This window comes from Streptococcus oralis, assembly GCF_026782285.1.
GTDB classification, from domain to species: domain Bacteria; phylum Bacillota; class Bacilli; order Lactobacillales; family Streptococcaceae; genus Streptococcus; species Streptococcus oralis_CG.
Window position 1 is genome coordinate 68177 of the sequence record NZ_JAKUWG010000001.1, and the last position, 22953, is coordinate 91129.

Annotated in this window: 21 protein-coding genes; 17 read left to right on the forward strand and 4 right to left on the reverse strand. The window is 42.2% G+C overall.

The annotated features are described in order from the left end of the window. Positions 1-7: 7 nt before the first annotated feature. From thiI to MK403_RS00335, 9 genes are all read left to right on the forward strand, one after another. On the forward strand, positions 8-1222 hold the full coding sequence (thiI, locus tag MK403_RS00295) for a tRNA uracil 4-sulfurtransferase ThiI (protein WP_125844904.1): 1215 nt from the start codon (positions 8-10) through the stop codon (positions 1220-1222). A gap of 136 nt (positions 1223-1358) precedes the next feature. After that, a complete protein-coding gene (locus MK403_RS00300) occupies positions 1359-2183 on the forward strand; it encodes an alpha/beta hydrolase (RefSeq protein WP_084971677.1) in 825 nt (274 codons plus the stop codon). Positions 2184-2203: 20 nt separating this feature from the next. Beyond that, positions 2204-2944, forward strand: coding sequence for an esterase family protein (locus MK403_RS00305; protein ID WP_125844902.1), 741 nt, complete (start codon positions 2204-2206; stop codon positions 2942-2944). Between the two features lie 12 nt (positions 2945-2956). After that, complete coding sequence (locus tag MK403_RS00310; RefSeq protein ID WP_125844900.1) at positions 2957-4123, forward strand: ATP-grasp domain-containing protein; 1167 nt, start codon at positions 2957-2959, stop codon at positions 4121-4123. Between the two features lie 156 nt (positions 4124-4279). Continuing rightward, on the forward strand, positions 4280-5176 hold the full coding sequence (gla, locus tag MK403_RS00315; RefSeq protein WP_125844898.1) for an aquaglyceroporin Gla: 897 nt from the start codon (positions 4280-4282) through the stop codon (positions 5174-5176). 123 nt (positions 5177-5299) lie between these two features. Continuing rightward, entirely contained in the window at positions 5300-6025 is a 726-nt protein-coding gene (locus MK403_RS00320; RefSeq protein WP_268708587.1) for a CppA N-terminal domain-containing protein, read from the forward strand. Further along, complete coding sequence (locus MK403_RS00325) at positions 6022-6957, forward strand: serine hydrolase domain-containing protein (RefSeq protein WP_268708588.1); 936 nt, start codon at positions 6022-6024, stop codon at positions 6955-6957. Before MK403_RS00320 ends, MK403_RS00325 begins: the two co-directional genes overlap by 4 nt. Before the next feature lie 9 nt (positions 6958-6966). After that, a complete protein-coding gene (locus tag MK403_RS00330) occupies positions 6967-7878 on the forward strand; it encodes a DMT family transporter (protein WP_268708589.1) in 912 nt (303 codons plus the stop codon). Between the two features lie 144 nt (positions 7879-8022). Next, positions 8023-8781 carry a CPBP family intramembrane glutamic endopeptidase gene (locus tag MK403_RS00335; RefSeq protein WP_268708590.1) on the forward strand — a complete coding sequence of 253 codons (759 nt, stop codon included), beginning with the start codon at positions 8023-8025 and terminating at the stop codon, positions 8779-8781. Positions 8782-8830: 49 nt separating this feature from the next. On the opposite strand, the gene MK403_RS00340 is transcribed toward MK403_RS00335, so the two are convergent. Next, positions 8831-10114 carry a uracil-xanthine permease family protein gene (locus tag MK403_RS00340; RefSeq protein WP_268708591.1) on the reverse strand — a complete coding sequence of 428 codons (1284 nt, stop codon included), beginning with the start codon at positions 10112-10114 and terminating at the stop codon, positions 8831-8833. 383 nt (positions 10115-10497) lie between these two features. Then, the gene (gene rsmG / locus MK403_RS00345) at positions 10498-11211 is read right to left on the reverse strand and encodes a 16S rRNA (guanine(527)-N(7))-methyltransferase RsmG (RefSeq protein WP_268708592.1); all 714 of its coding nucleotides are present in this window, start codon (positions 11209-11211) and stop codon (positions 10498-10500) included. Positions 11212-11304: 93 nt separating this feature from the next. Between rsmG and MK403_RS00350 the strand changes: the two genes are divergently transcribed. Both MK403_RS00350 and htpX read left to right on the forward strand, forming a co-directional pair. Then, a complete protein-coding gene (locus MK403_RS00350) occupies positions 11305-11865 on the forward strand; it encodes a LemA family protein (RefSeq protein ID WP_143989420.1) in 561 nt (186 codons plus the stop codon). Between the two features lies 1 nt (position 11866). Beyond that, positions 11867-12766: a zinc metalloprotease HtpX gene (htpX, locus tag MK403_RS00355; RefSeq protein ID WP_268708593.1), complete on the forward strand. Its 900-nt coding sequence runs from the start codon at positions 11867-11869 to the stop codon at positions 12764-12766. 44 nt (positions 12767-12810) lie between these two features. On the opposite strand, the gene MK403_RS00360 is transcribed toward htpX, so the two are convergent. Both MK403_RS00360 and MK403_RS00365 read right to left on the reverse strand, forming a co-directional pair. Next, positions 12811-14370 (reverse strand): ATP-binding cassette domain-containing protein, encoded by a 1560-nt coding sequence (locus MK403_RS00360; RefSeq protein ID WP_268708594.1) that lies wholly within the window; start codon positions 14368-14370, stop codon positions 12811-12813. Between the two features lie 330 nt (positions 14371-14700). After that, positions 14701-15030, reverse strand: a complete 330-nt coding sequence (locus tag MK403_RS00365; protein WP_268708595.1) for a helicase BlpT — start codon at positions 15028-15030, stop codon at positions 14701-14703. A 167-nt stretch (positions 15031-15197) separates the two neighbouring features. Between MK403_RS00365 and MK403_RS00370 the strand changes: the two genes are divergently transcribed. From MK403_RS00370 to carB, 6 genes are all read left to right on the forward strand, one after another. After that, the gene (locus MK403_RS00370) at positions 15198-15740 is read left to right on the forward strand and encodes a YceD family protein (RefSeq protein ID WP_268708596.1); all 543 of its coding nucleotides are present in this window, start codon (positions 15198-15200) and stop codon (positions 15738-15740) included. Next, positions 15741-16370 (forward strand): endonuclease III, encoded by a 630-nt coding sequence (gene nth / locus MK403_RS00375; protein WP_268708597.1) that lies wholly within the window; start codon positions 15741-15743, stop codon positions 16368-16370. A gap of 209 nt (positions 16371-16579) precedes the next feature. Next, positions 16580-17101 carry a bifunctional pyr operon transcriptional regulator/uracil phosphoribosyltransferase PyrR gene (gene pyrR, locus MK403_RS00380; protein ID WP_268708598.1) on the forward strand — a complete coding sequence of 174 codons (522 nt, stop codon included), beginning with the start codon at positions 16580-16582 and terminating at the stop codon, positions 17099-17101. A 21-nt stretch (positions 17102-17122) separates the two neighbouring features. Next, positions 17123-18046 carry an aspartate carbamoyltransferase catalytic subunit gene (locus MK403_RS00385; RefSeq protein ID WP_001293859.1) on the forward strand — a complete coding sequence of 308 codons (924 nt, stop codon included), beginning with the start codon at positions 17123-17125 and terminating at the stop codon, positions 18044-18046. Positions 18047-18095: 49 nt separating this feature from the next. Further along, positions 18096-19178 (forward strand): carbamoyl phosphate synthase small subunit, encoded by a 1083-nt coding sequence (locus tag MK403_RS00390; protein WP_268708599.1) that lies wholly within the window; start codon positions 18096-18098, stop codon positions 19176-19178. Positions 19179-19605: 427 nt separating this feature from the next. Beyond that, a complete protein-coding gene (gene carB, locus MK403_RS00395) occupies positions 19606-22782 on the forward strand; it encodes a carbamoyl-phosphate synthase large subunit (protein WP_268708600.1) in 3177 nt (1058 codons plus the stop codon). Positions 22783-22953: the final 171 nt, after the last annotated feature.

A 22953-nucleotide genomic window follows, 5' to 3' on the forward strand; every position in this document is an offset into this window, starting at 1 on the left:
AGCATTCATGCAGTATTCAGAAATTATGATTCGCTACGGAGAGTTGTCAACCAAGGGTAAAAACCGTATGCGGTTCATCAATAAACTTCGCAATAACATTTCAGATGTTTTGTCCATCTATCCCCAAGTTAAGGTAACCGCTGATCGCGACCGTGCCCACGTTTACCTCAATGGAGCTGACTACACAGCAGTAGCAGAATCTCTCAAACAAGTCTTCGGGATTCAAAACTTTTCTCCCGTTTATAAGGTTGAAAAATCTGTTGCGACGCTTAAGACTGCTGTCCAAGAGATTATGCAGGACATCTACAAGGAAGGCATGACCTTTAAAATCTCTAGTAGACGTAGTGACCACAACTTTGAACTCGACAGTCGTGAACTCAATCAAACGCTTGGTGGAGCTGTTTTCGACGTAATCCCAACTATTCAAGCTCAAATGAAAAATCCTGATATCACTCTTCAAGTGGAGATTCGTGAGGAGGCGGCCTATCTTTCCTATGAAACTATTCGGGGAGCAGGTGGTTTGCCAGTGGGTACCTCTGGTAAGGGGATGCTCATGTTGTCAGGGGGAATTGATTCACCTGTTGCAGGTTATCTAGCTCTTAAACGTGGAGTGGATATCGAGGCCGTTCACTTTGCCAGCCCACCATACACTAGCCCTGGAGCTCTCAAGAAGGCCCAAGATTTGACCCGTAAATTGACCAAGTTTGGTGGAAATATCCAGTTTATCGAGGTGCCTTTCACAGAGATTCAAGAAGAAATCAAGGCAAAGGCGCCAGAAGCCTATCTCATGACCTTGACGCGTCGCTTTATGATGCGCATTACTGACCGTATCCGTGAGGTGAGAAAGGGTCTGGTCATCATCAATGGGGAAAGTCTAGGTCAAGTAGCGAGCCAGACCTTGGAAAGTATGCAGGCTATCAACGCTGTGACCAATACTCCCATCATCCGCCCTGTGGTTACGATGGACAAGTTGGAAATCATTGACATCGCTCAGGAAATCGATACCTTTGACATTTCTATCCAGCCGTTTGAGGACTGCTGTACTATTTTTGCGCCTGACCGTCCCAAGACCAATCCTAAGATAGAGAATGCTGAGAAGTATGAAAAATGGATGGATGTTGAAGGTTTGGTTGAGCGAGCAGTGGCTGGAATTATGCTTACTAAGATCACGCCTCAGGCTGAAAAAGATGCTGTCGATGAGTTAATTGACAATCTCCTCTAATCAGAAAAACCAGAAGAATTTAGAATATTAAATGAGAAAAGTTAGTTATTTATCCTTAAAATGGACAATTACTGACTTTTTTTCTATTTTTATGGTATAATGAGATAAAATTTTGAATATAGAGAGTTTTCTGACAATGAATCATTCCTACTTTTACTTAAAAATGAAAGAACACAAACTTAAGGTGCCTTATACTGGAAAAGAGCGTCGTGTGCGTGTTCTTCTGCCTAAGGACTACGAGAAAGACACAGACCGTTTTTATCCTGTTGTTTACTTTCATGATGGACAAAATGTCTTTTACAGCAAGGAGTCTTATATCGGACACTCTTGGAAGATTATTCCAGCCATAAAGCGAAATCCTGATATCAGTCGCATGATTGTTGTAGCCATTGACAATGATGGTATGGGAAGGATGAATGAGTATGCGGCTTGGAAGTTTCAAGAATCCCCTATTCCAGGGCAGCAGTTTGGCGGTAAGGGCGTGGAGTATGCCGAATTTGTTATGGAGGTGGTTAAGCCCTTTATCGATGAGACCTACCGTACTAAAGCTGATCGCCAGCATACGGCTATGATTGGTTCGTCTCTAGGAGGCAATATTACCCAGTTTATCGGACTAGAGTACCAAGACCGAATTGGTTGTCTAGGAGTCTTTTCATCTGCCAACTGGCTCCACCAAGAGGCCTTTAACCGCTACATCGAGCGTAAGAAATTGTCGCCTGATCAGCGCATTTTCATTTATGTAGGAACAGAAGAAGCAGACGATACGGACAAGACCTTGATGGCTGGCAATATCAAGCAAGCCTATATCGACTCATCGCTTCGCTATTACCATGATTTGATTGCAGGTGGAGTACACTTGGATAATCTTGTCTTAAAAGTTCAGTCTGGTGCCATCCATAGTGAGATTCCATGGTCGGAAAATTTACCAGACTGTCTCCGATTTTTTGCAGAGAAATGGTAAGTTAAGAAAGGAGAAAGCCAATGCATATTGAAAACCTCAGCCACTGGAGTGGCAATCTTAATCGTGAAATGTACCTCAACCGTTATGGACATGCTGGAATTCCAGTTGTTGTTTTTGCTTCATCTGGAGGTAGTCACAATGAATACTATGATTTTGGCATGATTGATGCCTGTGCTTCCTTTATCGAAGAAGGCCGTGTTCAGTTCTTTACGCTATCCAGTGTGGACAGTGAGAGCTGGTTGGCTACTTGGAAAAATGGTCATGACCAGGCGGAGATGCATCGTGCCTACGAACGCTATGTGATTGAGGAGGCCATTCCTTTTATCAAGCATAAGACAGGTTGGTTTGATGGCATGATGACGACTGGTTGCTCTATGGGAGCCTATCATGCACTCAATTTCTTTCTCCAGCATCCAGATGTCTTTACCAAAGTGGTCGCTCTCAGCGGTGTTTACGACGCACGTTTCTTTGTCGGCGATTACTACAATGACGATGCCATTTACCAAAACTCGCCAGTAGATTATATTTGGAATCAGAATGACGGCTGGTTTATCGATCGTTACCGTCAGGCAGAGATCGTTGTCTGTACGGGTCTTGGTGCCTGGGAACAAGATGGTCTACCATCTTTCTACAAGCTTAAAGAAGCCTTTGACCAGAAACAAATTCCAGCCTGGTTTGCTGAATGGGGACACGATGTTGCCCACGACTGGGAATGGTGGCGTAAACAAATGCCTTATTTTCTTGGACACCTGTATCTATAAAAGGAGTTGCCTATGAATTACCTTGTTATTTCTCCCTACTATCCGCAAAACTTCCAACAGTTTACAATCGAGCTCGCTAATAAAGGCATCACAGTCTTGGGAATTGGTCAGGAACCTTATGAACAACTAGATGAACCTTTGCGCAATAGCTTGACCGAGTATTTCCGTGTAGATAATCTTGAGAACATAGACGAAGTCAAACGTGCAGTTGCCTTTCTTTTCTACAAGCATGGTCCTATCGACCGCATCGAGTCCCACAATGAATACTGGCTAGAACTGGACGCAGCACTTAGAGAACAATTCAATGTCTTTGGTGCCAAACCCGAAGATCTTAAAAAAACCAAGTTTAAGTCTGAGATGAAGAAACTCTTCCAGAAAGCAGGTGTACCTGTGGTACCTGGTGCTGTTATCCAGACGGAAGCAGATGTGGATAAAGCAGTGAAAGAAATCGGTCTACCAATGATTGCCAAACCTGATAATGGAGTGGGAGCGGCAGCAACCTTTAAGCTCGAGACAGAAGACGATATCCATCACTTCAAGGAAGAATGGGATCATTCGACCGTTTATTTCTTTGAGAAATTTGTCACTTCTAGCGAAATCTGTACCTTTGACGGGCTTGTGGACAAGGATGGCAATATCGTCTTTTCAACAACCTTTGACTACGCCTATACACCACTTGATCTCATGATTTATAAGATGGACAATTCCTACTATGTTCTCAAGGATATGGATCCCAAACTACGCAAGTATGGTGAGGCTATAGTCAAGGAATTTGGAATGAGAGAACGCTTTTTCCATATCGAGTTTTTCCGTGACGGGGACGACTACATTGCCATTGAGTACAATAACCGTCCTGCAGGTGGCTTTACCATTGATGTTTATAACTTCGCTCACTCCTTGGATCTCTATCGTGGTTATGCAGCTATTGTCGCAGGAGAAGAGTTCCCAGTATCAGAGTTTGAACCTCAATACTGTTTAGCTACATCACGTCGTGCCAATGCCAACTATGTTTATTCAGAAGAGGACCTTCTTGCCAAATATAGCCAGCAATTCAAGGTCAAAAAAATCATGCCAGCTGCCTTCGCAGAGCTACAAGGGGACTACCTTTACATGCTGACTACTCCGAGTCGCCAAGAGATGGAGCAGATGATTGCGGACTTTGGTCAGCGTCAAGAGTAATGAAAAGGATGAAGGGAGTTTGACTTCTTTTGTCCTTTTCTTAAAAATAAGTTAAATAAAGCGTTTTCCAGAGATTCTTTTAGAAAATCGGTTGCGAAAAGGCCTAAAAATTGATAGAATAAGGATTGTCTAAAAAAATTAAGGAGAATCTATCAAATGGATTTTACATGGGCTATTAAATATGCCACTGAATTTTTGGGAACTGCTATTTTGATCATTCTTGGAAATGGTGCAGTTGCCAACGTTGAACTTAAAGGTACGAAAGGTCACCAAAGTGGCTGGCTCGTTATCGCTGTTGGTTATGGTATGGGGGTTATGATTCCAGCCTTGATGTTTGGTAACGTATCTGGTAACCACATCAACCCAGCTTTCACTCTTGGACTTGCTGTTAGCGGACTTTTCTCTTGGGAGCAAGTACCATTTTACATCCTTGCGCAAGTTTTAGGAGCAATCTTTGGTCAAGCTTTGGTTGTAGCGACTCACCGTCCATACTACTTGAAAACAGAAAACCCAAACAATATCTTGGGTACCTTCTCAACGATTTCAAGCATCGACCACGGTACAAAAGAATCACGTTTTGCAGCTACTGTTAACGGTTTCCTAAATGAGTTTGTAGGTTCATTTGTTCTCTTCTTTGCAGCACTTGGTTTGACAAAATTGCATTTTGGAGCTGAACTAAAAGCTGTAGCAGAATCTACTGTTCAACAACAGGTGCAGCAAGCTACATTAGCAGGCCAACAAATTGCAGAATCAGATGTAAAAAATGCTGTCCACAATATTTTTGCACAAGCTACAAACGGTTCTTCTGCTGTAGCTCACTTGGCACTTGGTTTCCTAGTTATGGCCTTGGTAACTTCACTTGGTGGACCTACTGGACCTGGTTTGAACCCAGCTCGTGACTTCGGACCACGTCTTCTTCACGAACTCCTTCCAAAATCAGTTCTTGGTCAACACAAGGGTGATTCAAAATGGTGGTATGCATGGGTTCCAGTTGTAGCACCAATCGCAGCTGGTATTGCAGCAGTAGCAGTCTTTAAACTACTTTACCTATAATAAAATGAAACTGGGGAACCCCAGTTTTTTTATCGGAAATTTTTGTAAAAAATTCTAGAATTTAAGTGGAATAGCTTGTAAAAAATCCTAAAATCCTTTAAAATAAAAGAGTTGGAGGAAGCTATGAATGCAAATCAAATGATACAAATTATTCCGACTTTGAAGGTCAATAACCGAAAATTAAACGAAAAATTTTACATTGAAACTCTTGGGATGAAGCCCTTATTAGAAGAATCTGCTTTCCTTTCACTTGGTGATCAAACAGGTGTTGAAAAGTTGATTCTTGAAGAGGCTCCCAGTATGCGTACTCGGAAAGTTGAAGGGCTTAAGAAGTTAGCTAGACTCTTGGTAAAAGTTAAGAATCCTTCTGAAATTGAGGATCTTCTTTCACAGATGGAGTCTCTTCCTCGCCTATTTAAAGGAAGCCGTGGTTATGCTTTTGAGATTGTTTCTCCTGAACAGGATGTGATCCTTGTTCATGCGGAAAATGATATAAGAGATTTGGTTCCACTGGAAACTGTTCCTGAATTTTCTTCAAATAAAAGTATAAAATACTTGAGTCAATTTGAGATTTCTATGGAGTTGCGTCTGCCTGAGGGGACGGAGAGTATACTCGATCCTGAAAAAGTGGGGATAGTTATCACCTTTACGGAAGGGCAAGGTCCAGATTTAGCTGTTGAAAACAACGTCACTTGGGATTTATCTATGATAAAATTTTTAGTGAAGGATTTAGATTTAACCAGTCTTCGTAAGAAATTTGAAAAGACAGGCTATTTTGTTCCCAAGTCTGAAAAATTCTTCCTTGGTAAAGATACCAATAACATCGAATTGTGGTTTGAAGAAGCATGAAGTGGGAAAAAATTCTAAGAAAAATAGAAAATCAAATCGAGGCAGGGGTCTATCCCGGGGCCTCTTTTGCGTATTTTAAGGATGGTGAATGGAGAGAGTCTTATCTGGGCTTGAGTGATCCAGAACGGGGCTTAAAAACAGAGTTGGGACTGGTCTATGACCTAGCTAGTGTGAGTAAGGTTGTGGGAGTGGGAACAGTCTTTACCTTCTTGTGGCAACAAGGTAAATTAAATATTGACCGACCAGTGACAGATTTTCTGCCTGAGTGTGATTACCCAGATATCACTATCCGTAAACTTCTGACCCATGCTACAGACTTAGATCCCTTTATTCCCAATCGGGATCTCTTGACAGCTCCTGAATTAAAAGAAGCCATGTTTCACCTCAACAGACGAAATCAGTCTGCTTTTCTATACTCGGATGTTCACTTTTTACTCCTAGGCTTTCTTTTGGAAAAAATCTTTGAACAAGACTTGGATCAGATTATAGAAGAACAAGTTTTGGACCCATGGGGAATGACGGAAACCAAGTTTGGCCCCGTAGAGCATGCTGTACCAACAGTGAGAGGAGTGGAAGCCGGAAACATCCACGATCCCAAAGCTCGTCTTTTAGGAAAACATGCTGGAAGTGCTGGTTTATTTTCAACTGTTAAGGATTTGCAAATCTTTCTGGAACATTACTTGAAAGATGATTTTGCTGCAGATTTGATCCGCAATTTTTCTCCTTTAGATGATAAGGAGCGTTCGCTAGCCTGGAATCTGGAAGAAGCTTGGCTCGACCATACGGGTTATACAGGTACCTTCATCATGTGGAATAGAGAGAAACAGGAAGCTGCTATCTTTTTATCTAATCGAACGTATGAGAAGGATGAGCGTGCCCAGTGGATAGTTGATCGAAACCAAGTCATGGATATGATTCGTAGGGGAGAGTAGGGAGAAAGCATGTCAAAAACCGTAAAAGGAACACTATTCACAGTAGTTGCAGGGATTGCTTGGGGTTTGTCTGGAACCAGTGGTCAATACCTGATGGCACATGGGATTTCCGCTCTAGTCTTGACCAATCTGCGGCTTATCATTGCAGGATTGGCTCTGGTATTTTTAACCTATGCGACTGCAAAGGATAAACTCTTTGCTTTTTTAAAAGACGGAAAAAGCCTTTTATATCTCTTGTTATTTGCCTTGTTTGGACTTTTCTTAAACCAGTTTGCCTATCTTTCTGCCATTCAGGAAACCAATGCTGGAACGGCGACAGTTCTTCAGTATGTATGTCCCGTTGGGATCTTGGTTTATACCTGCATGAAAGATAAGGTAGCTCCGACTCTAGCTGAGATTATTTCGATTGGATTAGCCATAGGAGGAACTTTTCTGATCGCGACGCATGGGGAACTTGACCAGTTGTCGGTCACACCTGCTGGTCTTTTCTGGGGCCTCTTTTCAGCCTTGACCTATGCCCTCTATATCATCCTTCCTATCACTTTGATTAAGAAGTGGGGAAGTATGTTGGTGATTGGTGTAGGCATGGTTATTTCTGGTGTAGGGGCTATTCCCTTCACAGGAGTTTTGCAGGCCAGTATACCGACCAGCTTGGATTTTCTTTTTGCATTTGCTGGCATTATCATCATTGGAACAGTATTTGCCTACACAGCTTTCCTAAAAGGAGCTAGTCTGATAGGCCCTGTTAAGTCTAGTTTATTGGCTTCTATAGAACCCGTCTCAGCTGTTTTCTTTGCTTTTCTGATTATGAAGGAGCAATTCTACGCGATTGATTTTGTCGGTATGGCTATGATTTTACTTGCGGTAACTATCATTTCTTTGAAAGATTTGTTGATAGAAAACAAACGGAAGGTTGAATGAGAAACTAGTTACTCGTAAAAAGTGGTTGTTTTGAATATCCTATCGAAATACTGATCAAGGATAAGGAATGGGAGTGGAATTTTATAGAATTTTAAGTTTCTTTTCTTACAATAAACCAATCTTTAACTGCTAGAAGGAGGAGATATGAAAATTTTACAAAGCATTCACCCAACTAAGCCCCTGCGCTACTTGAGATGGTTTGACATTTTGATTATCACAGTTCTAATGTTTGGCCTGTTTATCATTCGTTCAACGGAGCTCTTTTTAGCAAGTATGTTTCCCACAGGTTTGTCAACTACAATGAATACGGCAAGTGATACTGTCGGCGAAGGAGCGGCCTATTCGAGCAACTTCACTCTGCAAGTGATATTTCTGACCTTGGCCTTGCTTTACCTTTTGATTCGGAATTATGATTTCAATCAGCTTCCTATTCGTTGGACCTGGTCCCTTCTCTTTTGGGTTCCATTTATATTTGCCATTGTGGGATTGTTTGGAGACTTGGTGACGACACTAACTGGTGAATACAATTACTTAAATCCAGCTCTTTTTGCCCACATAGATCCCATGGAAGTTATACGGAAATTCCTAGCGCTTAGTCCGATGGCAATTGCCTATGCCTTGCTAAATGGCTTCTATGAAGAGTTTTTCTTTCTAGGGTTGTTGACCTCAGTGAAAGAAAAGCACAAGTGGAGGGTTTTGTTTTATTCTACCATTATTCGGATTTCTTTTCACACTTATCAAGGATTAGTATGGGCGCTGGTTATTGGTGTAGTTTATGGCTTATTCTATTATTTTTTGTACAAATATAAGGTGAAAAATCTTTTGCCATTTTTCCTCATGCATGCTCTGGCAGACATGTTTGGTTCTAGCCTCATGTATCTCTTGATTGCCTGGGGAAGGTAAGAAATCAGAAAAATCCACTCAACTGAGTGGATTTTGTGTGTATAGATGACTAGTCTTTGTTTTCGTATGGTAAGATCAGGTTTAAGATGATACCTGTCATAGCTGATAAAGCAGTACCTGAAAGGGTAACTGGTCCTACTTTGAGGATGGCTCCACCAAGCCCAAGAACCAACATAGCACTAGCAATGATGAGGTTACGCATTTGACTGAAATCAACGCGCTCCTTGATCAAGACTTTCAAACCGTTGCTGGCGATAACTCCGTAGAGAAGGATGGACATTCCACCAAGTACAGCACTTGGGATTGTTGAGATCAAGGCAGTGAATTTACCAAGGAAGCTAAGTGCAATTGCGATAAAGGCTGCATTACGGATAACAGAGACAGAAGCGATACGAGTCATCCCGATAACCCCTGTATTTTCACCGTAAGTCGTATTGGCTGGTCCACCGAGGAAAGCAGATACAGATGTTGCAATACCGTCACCGAGAAGTGTACGGTGAAGTCCTGGTTCTTTCAGGAACTGACGGCCACAGATTTGGCTTAAGACGGTATGGTCACCGATGTGTTCAGAAATTGTTACGATAGCGATTGGCAAGATGGCAATGGTTTCTGGACCAAAGTAAAGATTGTATTCTTTAAAGGCACCACCAGTGCTAAACGGCAAGTAGAAACCAGGAATTTCAAACCAGTTAGCTTTAAGAACTGGTGTAAAATCAACCAAGCCAAGAGTTAGTGCGAAGAGGTAACCACCGATAATAGCAAAGAGGAAAGGAATGATTCGTAGGAAGCCTTTTCCTTTAGTATTGATAAAGGCAGCAATCAAGAAAGTAACAACTGCTACAAGAGCATTTTTCCAATTTCCGTCCGCTACAAGTCCAGCATTCGTTACAGCAGAACTAGCTAGTCCAAGACCGATAACGATAATCATAGGTCCGATAATGATTGGTGGTAAGAGTTTATCGATCCATTTTGTACCTGCAAAACGAACACTTGCAGCCACAAGGACATAGACCAAACCAGTCAAGATAACCCCAGTTTGAGCAGCAGAGACGTCACCACCCATTTCTTTCATAGCAAGGGACATAGCTGTGATAAATGCGAAGGAAGATCCGAGATAGACTGGAACTTTAAAGCCAGTTGATATCATGTAGATGAGTGTCCCAACACCTGATGCAAAAAGGGCAACAGATACAGGCATTCCCAAAATTAAGGGAACGAGGATGGTTGCACCAAACATGGCAAAAACGTGCTGGAAGCTTAGAAGAATACCTTTACCAGCAGAAGGACGTTGATCAACGTCTAGTAACAAGTCAACAGTTGATTCCTGTTTCATAAAAACCTCACTTTTGGGCATCAAAAAGAGCCCATTATTTTACAGCAATAGGCTCTCAGAGTAAGACTTCTTTAAAATAGATTATTCCATTCTTAAAGAACTTCATATATATCTGCGTCTTCGTCACCTCACAGGATGACATTAAAAACCTTTGCTTGTGATAGTATAGCAGAAAAAATTCGTTTTGTAAACGAATTTTTCCCGAGTCTAGAAATAAAAGAGCGAGGCAGATTTTGTAAATCATTTTTTCCCGAGCCTATAAATGTAAGAGCGAGAAATGATTTTGTAAATCATTTTTTCCCGAGCCTAGAAATGTAAGAGCGAGAAATGATTTTGTAAATCATTTTTACTCAACTTTAAACAAGGGTGCGCTATTGATAGGATTAAAGCGGGCGTTTGTTGGGCATGCCAGCCTTACGTGGATATTTATTTGGTGTTTCCTTTTTCTTTTCGACCACTGTGATGTAGCGCGGATCTCCATTTGGTAGGGCGTAGCTGAGATTGTCTTCAACTTTACTAAAAAGGAGATTGAGGGCATTCTTAGCTTCTAACAATTCCTCAGGCGCATTGCTGGCCTTAAGTGCCAATAGTTTGCCACCAACTTTAAGGTAAGGGATGGTCAATTCAGACAAGACCTGCATGCGGGCAACCGCACGAGCTGTTACAAAATCATATTGAGCACGGAAGTTCTTGTCTTGAGCGAAATCTTCGGCACGGCCATGGTAAAAATGTACACCGTCCAAATCCAGCTCCTGAGCCAAAAGCTGAAGGAAGTTGATGCGCTTATTTAGAGAATCAATGATGGTCACATCTAGCTGAGGATAGAGAATTTTCATCGGCAGACTAGGAAATCCTGCCCCAGCTCCGATATCAAGCAGTTTGATATTTTCATTGGGAATCAAGCCTTGTAGAATGGGTGCAATCGAATCGTAAAAATGTTTGAGATAAACTTCTTCCTTGTCTGTAATAGCTGTCAAATTAATCTTTTCATTCCACTCGACCAAGAGTTCAAAATAACGTTCAAATTGGTTCTTTTGCTTGTCCGAAAGTGGAAGATTTTGCTCAGCTAGTAGGCTGTAAAATGTTTCTGGTTTCATAGTTTTTTCCTTCTCTAGTATCATCTTATTTTACCATATTCATTAAAATTTTGATATACTGGTAGTAATCTAAAAGCAGAAAGGAATAAGATTATGACTTGGATTATTCTTGGAGTTTTAGCTCTGATTGTTATTTTTGTGATTGTTAGCTATAACGGTTTGGTTAAAAATCGTATGCAAACCAAGGAGGCTTGGAGCCAGATCGATGTTCAGTTGAAGCGTCGTAATGATCTCCTCCCAAACTTGATTGAAACAGTCAAAGGCTATGCGAAATATGAAGGTTCTACCTTGGAAAAAGTAACAGAACTTCGTAGACAAGTAGCCGCAGCAACGTCACCAGCTGAAGCTATGAAGGCCAGTGATGCCCTTACCCGCCAGATTTCTGGTATCTTTGCAGTAGCAGAGAATTACCCAGAGTTGAAGGCTAGTGCTAACTTTATCAAATTGCAAGAAGAGTTGACTAATACAGAAAATAAAATTTCATATTCTCGCCAACTCTACAACAGTGTTGTCAGCAACTACAATGTAAAACTTGAAAGCTTCCCAAGTAACATCATCGCGGGACTATTTGGCTTTAAAGCTGCAGACTTCCTTCAAACACCTGAAGAGGAAAAGGCAGTTCCTAAAGTTGACTTTAGCGGATTAGGTGACTAAGATGTTGTTTGATCAAATTGCGAGCAATAAACGAAAAACGTGGATTTTGTTGCTGGTTTTCTTCCTACTCTTGGCCTTGGTTGGTTATGCGGTTGGCTATCTCTTTATGCGTTCAGGTCTTGGTGGCATCATCATAGCCCTAATCATCGGTTTTGTCTATGCATTAACCATGATCTTTCAATCGACAGAGATTGTCATGTCTATGAATGGGGCGCGTGAGGTTGATGAGCAAACAGCACCAGACCTCTACCATGTAGTAGAAGATATGGCTATGGTCGCTCAGATTCCTATGCCGCGTGTTTTCATCATTGAGGATTCTTCTTTAAATGCCTTTGCAACAGGTTCTAATCCGCAGAATGCGGCAGTTGCGGCAACGTCGGGTCTCCTAGCAATCATGAATCGTGAGGAGCTAGAAGCGGTTATGGGCCATGAGGTCAGCCATATCCGAAACTATGATATCCGAATTTCGACCATTGCTGTTGCCCTTGCTAGTGCCATTACCCTCCTGTCTAGTATGGCAGGTCGTATGATGTGGTGGGGTGGTGCAGGTCGCAGACGGAGTGATAATGATCGCGATGGAAGTGGTTTGGAGATTATCATGCTTGTTATCTCTCTCTTAGCCATTGTTCTGGCACCTCTCGCTGCAACCTTGGTGCAATTAGCCATATCCCGTCAGCGGGAATTTCTGGCGGATGCATCCAGTGTGGAGCTGACCCGCAATCCTCAAGGGATGATCAATGCCTTGCGTAAGTTGGAGGATAGCGAGCCAATGCATCACCACGTCGACGATGCCAGCAGCGCTCTTTATATCAATGATCCCAAGAAAGGTGGCGGACTTCAAAAACTCTTTTATACCCACCCACCTATCTCAGAACGAATCGAACGCTTGAAACAAATGTAAAAAAATCCAGAGAAATCTCTCTGGATTTTTGCTATGTTCAACATTTATAAATCTTGTAAATCGACGACTTCCAAACCATTTTCTGTCAAACGATAGAGACTCGTACAGACCTCTTTTAAGAAGCGTCTGTCATGCGAAACAGTGATCAGACCGCCGGGATAAGAGGCAAAGAGTTTTCTTATTTCGGGTTGAGAAGTGGGAGAAAAGTTTCGTGTAGGCTCATCTAGAAGAAGAAAGTTTGGTTTGCGCAGGACTAATTCCAAAAGAAGCAGTTTACCCTGTTGACCACCAGATAAGGAACGGATTTGGTGCTGCATCTCTGGATAGCTGAAATTGAGACTAGCTAGGTGAGATTGGATTTTCTGTAGTTCCTCTTTTTGTCCAGTTTGGCTGAGATAGGCTACTGGAGATAAATCCAATTGCAGTTTTTTATGGTAATCTTGTGGCATAAAACCAAGCGAAATTTCTCTTTTGGCGCTGAGCAGTTGTTGCAACTTGGCTAGCAGAGTCGATTTCCCAATACCATTAGGCCCGATGATACCGATTTTATCTTGGCCACGGATAGTTAGTTGAAGTCCTTCAACCAAAACGCGCTCACCAATGGACAACTTTTCCTTTTCCAGTCGGATTAAGACTTTAGAAGCCGCTAATGGTTGGATATCTGAGAAGAAGAGTTGGATTTGTTCCTCTTCAAGTGGCTTTTGTGTCATCGACTGAGCTGCCTTTTCGTAGCGTTTTTCTTGAGAGAGAACATTTTTCATCTTTTTAGCCAATAGGCGACCAGCAACATCATTTTTAGTGTTACGTAAGGCAGTTTCTACATTTTGCTTGACGCGACGATGCTTTTCCATGGTTTTGTCATAGGCTCTCTGGTCGTTAGCAGCTTGCTGACTTTGTTTGGCAAAATTAGCCTTTCTCTGCTCACTGTAGCGATCATAGTCTAAATGCTCTACAAGCGTTTCCGCTTCTTTACGGTGTTTGACCAGTCGTAAGTGGATAATAGTATCTGCCGTTTTGGAAAGAAAATCTTCATCATGGGAAATGAAAATAACAGTTTGCCTAATCTTTCGAATCTGACTTTTTAGCCAATCAACTGTCTCAAGGTCTAGGTCATTTGAAGGTTCATCTAAAAATAGAATCTCAAAAGTTTTTGCTAACTCGTGGATGAGCTGAATTTTCAAAGCTTCGCCCCCTGAGAGGCTCCCAATCTTTTGGTCACTAGCGAAGAGATCACTATCAAAATGCAACTCCTCAGCCAAGCGATAGAGAATACTGTAGTCTAATTCAGTAGAATCCAAAAAGAAGTAGTCGTGTAGAGTCCTATTTTTCAGGATTTCAGGGAGTTTTTGAGGAATGTAGGCCAGTGATTGAAGGTCAGACTGGATGTCTCCTTTGATAGTGAAATCAGGTAATGCTTCCCCCATTAAAGCTCGTAGTAAAGTCGATTTACCATTTCCTTCTTCACCAATAATAGCAACCTTTTCCCCATCTTGGATAGTCATGGTTAGGTTAGAAACAAGATCTCGTAGATCTTTGTTTTGTGTGATGGTCAGGTGATTGATTTTTATCATATTGTTGCCCTTTCTAGAATGTCGATAGTGCATAACAAAAAGCTCTACTTTACCTAGTAGAGCCCAAAGTCACTGTCAAAACTCTGTTATCCTCGTTGAAAAGCTCGTCAAACTAGCTTGGAGCTGCCTAACCCAACCCAAGAGGAGCATAGCTTTCTAGTTTTTTGATTTTCAATGAGGATAAAGTACCAGAAAATCCAGTACAAAAAGAGCACACAAAAAGAGACAAAAACAAGATCTACTAAATAAAGTTCTTTATTTGATAGACTTAGTTGTTCATGTCTCCCTTACCTCCGAGTATTAGTACCTCTATCCTATACCTTTTAGGAAATTTTGTCAATAGTAAATCCAAAATTATAAACTCTAAAATCCAAAAACAGGTCCATAGAGAGTCAGGATGTGTTTGACGTGCTCGTAATGGAACTTGTCATAGTTACGCCAAGCGGTGCGTGCTGGGTCGTTTAGTTTTAGGCTCCCCAGTCCGATCAGTAGACTGGTACGTTGGTAAAATTTCTCAAGGTCGATTAAGATACTGTTGTCCAGTTTTTCTGCTTTTTTTAGTTCCTTGAGAGTGGTGTTCAGCAGCTCTTGCAGTCGAAGATCATCGGCTGTACCTTGTTTACAGCTTTGGTAGCTTTTATTTAACTCGGAAAGGAGTTGGTAAGCTTCAGTGATGAGTGCTTTGTCTTCCATATGAGCATCCTCCTTACTCTGATGTATTCTTGCCTATAGTATAGCACTAAATAGAAAATATGTCATAGTAAATATGTTAAAAATGAGATTTTAATATCAAAGTTTGGGAGGCTGACTTATAGCTTTTTCATGGTATAATCAAGTGAGTAAATCTTTATGGAGGAAATATGAAGTTAAACATTCAAGAAATTCGTAAGCAGCCTGAAGGCCTACACTTTGAACAAACTTTGGACCTTGTCGCAGACTTGCGTAAACGTAATCAAGAAATTTTAGATGTTAAAGATATCCTAGCAGTGGGAAAGATCCAGTACGAAGACCGTATGTATTTCTTAGACTATCAGCTATCTTATACCATTGTCCTTGCTTCCAGCCGCAGTATGGAGCCAGTTGAGTTGGAGGAGTCTTATCCAGTGACAGAGGTCTTCATGGAAGGAGCAACCAACCAACTGGACCAGGAAGTTCTTGATGATGACTTGGTCTTGCCTATCGAAAATGGGGAAATCGACCTTGCTGAGAGCGTAGCAGATAATATTCTGCTCAATATCCCTATCAAAGTCTTGACGGCAGAAGAAGAGGCGGGCCAAGGTTTTGTGTCAGGAAATGACTGGCAAATCATGACTGAGGAAGAATACCAAGCCCAACAAGCAGTCAAGAAAGAAGAAAACAGTCCATTTGCTGGCTTACAAGGACTGTTTGATGGAGACGAGTAGATGGTTTTATCCAAGAAACGTGCCCGTCATGTCATTGAGGAAATCATTGCCCTCTTCCCAGATGCTAAACCTAGCCTTGATTTTACCAATCATTTTGAACTACTGGTTGCGGTGATGTTGTCAGCTCAGACTACAGATGCAGCGGTAAATAAGGCCACACCAGGTCTCTTTGCTGCCTTTCCAACGCCTCAAGCCATGTCTGTCGCGACTGAAAGTGAAATTGCCTCACACATTTCCCGCCTAGGACTTTATCGAAATAAGGCCAAGTTTCTAAAAAAATGTGCCCAACAGTTACTAGACGATTTTGATGGTCAAGTGCCTCAGACTCGTGAGGAATTAGAAAGTCTAGCAGGTGTTGGCCGCAAAACAGCCAACGTAGTCATGAGTGTGGGCTTTGGAATTCCAGCCTTTGCAGTGGATACTCATGTTGAGCGTATTTGTAAGCACCATGATATTGTCAAAAAATCGGCCACGCCACTCGAAGTAGAAAAACGTGTCATGGACATTCTACCTCCAGAGAAATGGTTGGCAGCCCATCAAGCCATGATTTACTTTGGACGGGCTATCTGTCATCCAAAGAACCCAGAATGCGATCACTATCCCCAATTATATGATTTTAGTTCGTTATAAGATAAAAATTTTATGTTTTTTTCTTGCATTGATCCATTCTTTGTGATATAGTAATAACAATAAAATATTCCTTTAAACCTGTCCCGTGAGGCAGGCAAGGAGTCGGATCAATAGATAGCAGAAGTCTATACTCTTTACAGTAGGGCTGGCTTGGCTATACATTCTGAAGTCTCCTTGTTTAAGGAGACTTTTCTTTTTGGAGGTTTGTCATGAGGACAAAAGAAGTTGTAGACGAATTGACCGTCAAACGAGCGATTACTCGGATTACCTACGAGATTATAGAGCGAAACAAAGATTTGAATAGAATCGTTCTGGCTGGGATAAAAACGAGAGGTGTTTTTATCGCTCGTCGTATCCAAGAACGCTTGGAACAGTTAGAAAATATCGCTGTTCCAGTGGTAGAACTAGATACTAAACCTTTCCGTGACGATGTCAAAAGTGGAGAAGATACTTCTCTAATCTCTGTTGATGTGACAGATCGGGAAGTCATTTTGGTGGATGATGTGCTCTATACAGGTCGTACTATTCGTGCAGCTATTGACAACATCGTTAGCCATGGTCGCCCTGCTCGTGTGAGTTTGGCAGTCTTGGTTGATCGTGGTCATAGAGAACTTCCAATCCGTCCGGACTATGTTGGAAAAAACATCCCAACCAGTCGTTCTGAAGAAATTATCGTAGAGATGACAGAACTAGATGGACAAGACAGAGTACTAATCACAGAACAAGCCTAAAACACTAAAAGGAGTAAAAAAATGTCAGAAAATCAACAAGCTTTGCAACATGTCGTTTCAATGGAAGACCTTACTGTAGAACAAGTAATGAAATTGATCAAACGAGGAATCGAATTTAAAAACGGAGCGAGTGCTTCTTATGAGGAACAGCATATCGTTTCCAACCTTTTCTTTGAAAGTTCAACTCGTACCCACAAATCCTTTGAGGTAGCAGAACTGAAACTTGGACTTGATCTTTTGGATTTCGATGTGAAGACCAGTTCAGTGAATAAGGGTGAAACACTCTATGACACGATCTTGACGCTTTCTGCACTAGGAGTGGATGCCTGTGTCATTCGTCACCCAGAGGTGGACTACTACAGAGAATTGATTGCTAGCCCGACCATCACAACTTCGATTATCAATGGTGGGGACGGTTCAGGGCAACACCCTAGCCAAAGTTTGCTTGATTTGATGACAATTTATGAAGAATTTGGACATTTTGAAGGTCTTAAGGTGGCTATCGCTGGTGACCTCAACCACTCACGGGTAGCTAAGTCTAATATGCAAATCCTTAAACGCTTGGGAGCGGAGCTTTACTTTGCAGGTCCTGAGGAATGGAGAAGTGAGGAGTTTGAACATTACGGTCGCTTTGTATCAATTGATGAGGTGATTGATCAAGTAGATGTTATGATGTTTCTTCGTGTGCAGCATGAACGTCATGAAATTGTGACAGGATTTTCAAAAGAAGACTATCATAACCAGCATGGTTTGACACAAGAACGCTATGACCGCTTGAAAGAAAAAGCAATCCTTATGCACCCAGCTCCAGTCAATCGTGATGTGGAAATCGCTGATCACTTGGTAGAAGCACCGAAATCACGTATTGTTCAGCAAATGACCAACGGTGTCTTTGTCAGAATGGCAATTTTAGAATCTGTGCTGGCCTATAGAAAAGCAAAATAAGGCACAAAGCGTTAAAAGATGTCTGAGAGCATTAACGAGAGGTGAGTAGATGAAAAAACGACTTCTAGTATTAGAAGATGGTACAGTATTTGAAGGCAAGGCCTTCGGAGCAGATATTGATGTAACAGGGGAAATCGTCTTTAACACAGGGATGACTGGTTACCAAGAATCCATTACAGACCAGTCTTACAATGGACAAATCTTAACCTTTACCTACCCTTTGGTGGGAAATTATGGAATTAACCGTGACGACTACGAATCTATCAATCCTACCTGTAAGGGAGTAGTAGTTTTTGAAGAAGCGTGTAGAGCCAGCAACTGGCGCAATCAAATGACCTTGGATGAATTCTTGAAAGCGAAGAAAATCCCAGGTATCTCAGGAATTGATACCCGGGCTTTGACAAAAATTATCCGTAAGCATGGTACCATGCGTGCAACCCTTACGCATGTTGGTGATACGATGGACCATATCATAGACCAGCTCCAAGCGACAGTTCTACCAACAGATAATATCAAGCAAGTCTCTACTAAGACAGCTTATCCTGCTCCTGGAGTTGGATTGAGTGTTGTTCTGGTAGACTTTGGTCTTAAACATTCTATCTTACGCGAACTATCTAAGCGTAACTGTAACGTGACCGTTGTTCCATACACAACAACAGCAGAAGAGATTCTCCATCTCCATCCTGACGGGGTCATGTTGTCAAACGGTCCAGGAAATCCAGAAGATGTTCCCCAGGCACTCGATATGATTCGTGGTGTGCAAGGGGAAATTCCTATCTTTGGTATCTGTATGGGGCACCAACTTTTTGCTATGGCAAATGGTGCTAAGACCTACAAGATGAAGTTTGGTCACCGTGGATTTAACCACGCGGTGCGTGAAATTGCAACAGGCCGAGTAGACTTTACTAGCCAGAACCATGGTTATGCGGTTAGCCGTGAGGATTTGCCAGAGCATTTGATTATTACCCATGAAGAAATCAATGATAAATCAGTTGAAGGTGTGCGTCACAGATACCAACCAGGTTTCTCTGTGCAATTCCACCCAGATGCAGCTCCAGGACCGCATGATGCAAGCTATCTCTTTGATGAATTTATCGAAATGATGGAGTCGTTTAAATCTGCTAATCGCTGATATAGGAAACTCTGTCAGAGACTTGTCGAATAAAAAGGCAAGTCCTTTCTTTTAGTTGATCAATGAGATGCTGAAAATTTTTATACTCGATTTATTATTGAAAAATCGTCGGAGAATTTATTTAATGTCGCCCTGTGAGGCGACGAATAGAAAGGCAGGTCGTTTCTTTTAGTCGCTATTAGGCGAACTAAAAACTCCCTGCACTAGATTTTTTATCGAAAAATATCGTTTCGCTAAAAAATCGTCGGAGAATTTATTTAATGTCGCTCTGTGAGGCGACGAATAGAAAGGAGAAGATACATTGTTCGCGGAAGTGAACACGCCCTAAGAACTGTGTGAAAAAGATAAACATCGTCTTGACGCTGAAGGCGTCTGCACCGAGTTTCCTATTTTCACTTTGTTCTTGACAGGCTTTGTATCATAAACTATGCCTAAACGTACTGATATTCAAAAAATTATGGTGATTGGTTCTGGTCCGATTATTATTGGTCAAGCTGCTGAGTTTGACTATGCTGGGACTCAGGCCTGCTTGTCGTTGAAAGAGGAAGGTTATGAAGTTGTCTTGGTGAACTCAAACCCTGCAACTATCATGACGGATAAGGAGATTGCAGACAAGGTTTATATTGAACCGATTACACTTGAGTTTGTGACACGTATTCTCCGTAAGGAACGTCCGGATGCTTTGCTTCCAACTCTTGGTGGGCAAACAGGGCTCAATATGGCCATGGAATTGTCTAAAAATGGTATCTTAGATGAGCTTGGTGTCGAACTTCTGGGTACTAAATTGTCTGCCATTGACCAAGCTGAGGACCGTGACCTCTTTAAACAATTAATGGAAGAGCTTGAGCAACCAATCCCTGAATCTGAAATTGTCAACACAGTGGAAGAAGCTGTTTCCTTTGCGGCATCAATCGGCTATCCAGTGATTGTCCGACCAGCCTTTACCCTAGGTGGTACTGGTGGTGGTATGTGTGCCAATGAGGAAGAATTGCGTGAAATCGCTGAAAATGGGTTGAAACTGTCACCTGTTACCCAATGTTTGATTGAGCGTTCTATTGCTGGTTTCAAGGAAATCGAATACGAAGTTATGCGTGACTCAGCTGACAATGCTTTGGTTGTTTGTAACATGGAAAACTTTGACCCCGTTGGGATTCACACAGGGGATTCCATTGTATTTGCCCCTGCGCAAACCATGTCAGACTATGAAAACCAAATGCTCCGTGACGCTAGCTTGAGCATTATTCGTGCCCTCAAAATTGAAGGTGGATGTAACGTTCAGCTGGCTCTTGATCCACACAGCTTTAAGTATTATGTCATCGAAGTAAATCCTCGTGTATCACGTTCGTCAGCCCTTGCTTCTAAGGCGACGGGTTATCCGATTGCTAAATTAGCTGCTAAGATTGCCGTCGGTTTGACCTTGGATGAGGTCATCAACCCAGTTACAGGTTCAACCTATGCCATGTTTGAGCCAGCTCTCGACTACGTCGTTGCTAAGATTCCACGTTTCCCATTTGACAAGTTTGAAAAAGGTGAGCGTCGTCTTGGAACTCAGATGAAAGCGACTGGGGAAGTCATGGCTATCGGTCGTAACATCGAGGAGTCACTTCTCAAGGCATGTCGCTCTCTTGAAATTGGGGTTCACCACAATGAAATGCCTGAACTAGCATCTGTTTCGGATGATGCCTTGATTGAAAAGGTTGTGAAAGCCCAAGATGACCGTCTCTTCTATGTATCAGAGGCTATTCGCCGTGGTTACACTCCAGAAGAAATTGCTGAATTGACTAAGATTGATATCTTCTATCTGGATAAACTCTTGCACATCTTTGAAATTGAGCAAGAATTGGGTGCCCATCCACAAGATCTAGAAGTCTTGAAAACAGCTAAACTCAATGGATTTTCAGACCGTAAGATTGCTGAACTCTGGGAAACGACAGCTGACCAAGTTCGCCAACTTCGCTTGGAAAACAAGATTGTCCCAGTTTACAAGATGGTTGATACCTGTGCCGCAGAGTTCGACTCTGAAACGCCATACTTCTATTCAACCTATGGCTGGGAAAACGAGTCTATCAAGTCTGACAAGGAATCTGTACTTGTCCTAGGTTCAGGTCCAATCCGTATCGGTCAAGGGGTTGAGTTTGACTACGCAACTGTTCACTCTGTTAAGGCTATACAGGCAGCTGGTTATGAAGCTATCATCATGAACTCAAACCCAGAGACCGTTTCTACGGACTTCTCGGTATCTGACAAGCTCTACTTTGAACCGTTGACTTTTGAAGATGTCATGAATGTCATCGACTTGGAGCAACCAAAAGGGGTTATCGTTCAGTTCGGTGGTCAAACAGCCATCAACCTTGCAGAGCCCTTGGCAAAAGCAGGTGTGACCATTCTTGGTACACAAGTTGCTGACCTAGACCGTGCCGAAGACCGCGATCTCTTTGAACAAGCACTCAAAGATTTAGATATTCCACAGCCACCAGGACAAACAGCGACTAATGAAGAAGAAGCAGTGCTTGCAGCTCGCAAGATTGGTTTCCCAGTCCTTGTTCGCCCATCTTATGTTTTGGGTGGACGTGCCATGGAAATCGTAGAAAATGAGGAAGATCTTCGTTCTTACATGCGTACAGCTGTTAAGGCAAGTCCAGACCACCCAGTTCTTGTTGACTCTTACATCGTTGGGCAAGAGTGTGAAGTTGATGCTATCTCAGACGGGGAAAATGTCCTTATCCCTGGTATCATGGAACATATCGAACGTGCCGGTGTCCACTCAGGTGACTCAATGGCCGTTTACCCACCACAAACCTTGTCGCAAAAGGTTCAGGAAACTATCGCAGACTACACTAAACGTCTAGCAATCGGTCTTAACTGTCTCGGAATGATGAACATTCAGTTTGTCATCAAGGATGAAAAAGTCTACGTTATTGAGGTCAATCCACGTGCTAGCCGTACGGTGCCATTCCTTTCTAAGGTAACCAATATTCCTATGGCTCAGGTAGCGACTAAGCTCATTCTTGGTCAAAACCTTGAAGAACTTGGCTACCAAGATGGCCTTTACCAAGAAAGCACTCGCGTTCATATCAAGGCGCCAGTATTCTCCTTTACGAAACTAGCTAAGGTAGACAGCTTGTTAGGTCCTGAAATGAAGTCAACAGGGGAAGTTATGGGATCTGATACTACTTTGGAAAAAGCTCTCTATAAGGCCTTTGAAGCTTCTTACCTACACTTGCCAACCTTTGGAAATGTAGTCTTTACCATCGCAGATGATGCCAAAGAAGAAGCCTTGGACTTGGCTCGTCGTTTCCAAAACATCGGTTACGGTATCCTCGCTACAGAAGGTACTGCAGCCTTCTTTGCTAGTCATGGACTGCATGCCCAGCCTGTTGGTAAGATTGGCGATGATGAGAAGGATATCCCAAGCTTTGTCCGCAAAGGGAAAATTCAAGCGATTATCAATACTGTCGGAACCAAGCGAACTGCTGATGAAGATGGTGAGCAAATCCGCCGTTCAGCCATTGAACACGGTGTGCCACTCTTTACAGCCTTAGACACAGCAGATGCCATGCTCAAGGTGCTAGAAAGTCGTAGTTTTGTCACAGAAGCGATCTAGTTGAGAAATATTTTTCACAGTTTTAAAGTCAGCGTCAGAAAACGCTGGCTTTTACAATACTGATATTGCTTATTTCAACTATCATTTCTTTTCTTAGGAATCATTCCAAAATGTGATATAATAAGGGTGAATTGGAAATAGGTAAACTATTTTCATCATTCTTTCAAAAAA

What these genes read in the sequence shown, in the direction of transcription:
- gla (WP_125844898.1), top strand. Translation starts at nt 4,280, where the DNA reads ATGGATTTTACATGGGCTATTAAATATGCCACTGAATTTTTGGGAACT.
- thiI (WP_125844904.1), top strand. Translation starts at nt 8, where the DNA reads ATGCAGTATTCAGAAATTATGATTCGCTACGGAGAGTTGTCAACCAAG.
- MK403_RS00390 (WP_268708599.1), top strand. Translation starts at nt 18,096, where the DNA reads ATGAAAAAACGACTTCTAGTATTAGAAGATGGTACAGTATTTGAAGGC.
- MK403_RS00320 (WP_268708587.1), top strand. Translation starts at nt 5,300, where the DNA reads ATGAATGCAAATCAAATGATACAAATTATTCCGACTTTGAAGGTCAAT.
- MK403_RS00325 (WP_268708588.1), top strand. Translation starts at nt 6,022, where the DNA reads ATGAAGTGGGAAAAAATTCTAAGAAAAATAGAAAATCAAATCGAGGCA.
- MK403_RS00310 (WP_125844900.1), top strand. Translation starts at nt 2,957, where the DNA reads ATGAATTACCTTGTTATTTCTCCCTACTATCCGCAAAACTTCCAACAG.
- MK403_RS00335 (WP_268708590.1), top strand. Translation starts at nt 8,023, where the DNA reads ATGAAAATTTTACAAAGCATTCACCCAACTAAGCCCCTGCGCTACTTG.
- MK403_RS00385 (WP_001293859.1), top strand. Translation starts at nt 17,123, where the DNA reads ATGTCAGAAAATCAACAAGCTTTGCAACATGTCGTTTCAATGGAAGAC.
- carB (WP_268708600.1), top strand. Translation starts at nt 19,606, where the DNA reads ATGCCTAAACGTACTGATATTCAAAAAATTATGGTGATTGGTTCTGGT.
- MK403_RS00370 (WP_268708596.1), top strand. Translation starts at nt 15,198, where the DNA reads ATGAAGTTAAACATTCAAGAAATTCGTAAGCAGCCTGAAGGCCTACAC.
- pyrR (WP_268708598.1), top strand. Translation starts at nt 16,580, where the DNA reads ATGAGGACAAAAGAAGTTGTAGACGAATTGACCGTCAAACGAGCGATT.
- rsmG (WP_268708592.1), bottom strand. Translation starts at nt 11,211, where the DNA reads ATGAAACCAGAAACATTTTACAGCCTACTAGCTGAGCAAAATCTTCCA.
- MK403_RS00300 (WP_084971677.1), top strand. Translation starts at nt 1,359, where the DNA reads ATGAATCATTCCTACTTTTACTTAAAAATGAAAGAACACAAACTTAAG.
- MK403_RS00340 (WP_268708591.1), bottom strand. Translation starts at nt 10,114, where the DNA reads ATGAAACAGGAATCAACTGTTGACTTGTTACTAGACGTTGATCAACGT.
- MK403_RS00305 (WP_125844902.1), top strand. Translation starts at nt 2,204, where the DNA reads ATGCATATTGAAAACCTCAGCCACTGGAGTGGCAATCTTAATCGTGAA.
- MK403_RS00365 (WP_268708595.1), bottom strand. Translation starts at nt 15,030, where the DNA reads ATGGAAGACAAAGCACTCATCACTGAAGCTTACCAACTCCTTTCCGAG.
- MK403_RS00360 (WP_268708594.1), bottom strand. Translation starts at nt 14,370, where the DNA reads ATGCACTATCGACATTCTAGAAAGGGCAACAATATGATAAAAATCAAT.
- MK403_RS00330 (WP_268708589.1), top strand. Translation starts at nt 6,967, where the DNA reads ATGTCAAAAACCGTAAAAGGAACACTATTCACAGTAGTTGCAGGGATT.
- nth (WP_268708597.1), top strand. Translation starts at nt 15,741, where the DNA reads ATGGTTTTATCCAAGAAACGTGCCCGTCATGTCATTGAGGAAATCATT.
- htpX (WP_268708593.1), top strand. Translation starts at nt 11,867, where the DNA reads ATGTTGTTTGATCAAATTGCGAGCAATAAACGAAAAACGTGGATTTTG.
- MK403_RS00350 (WP_143989420.1), top strand. Translation starts at nt 11,305, where the DNA reads ATGACTTGGATTATTCTTGGAGTTTTAGCTCTGATTGTTATTTTTGTG.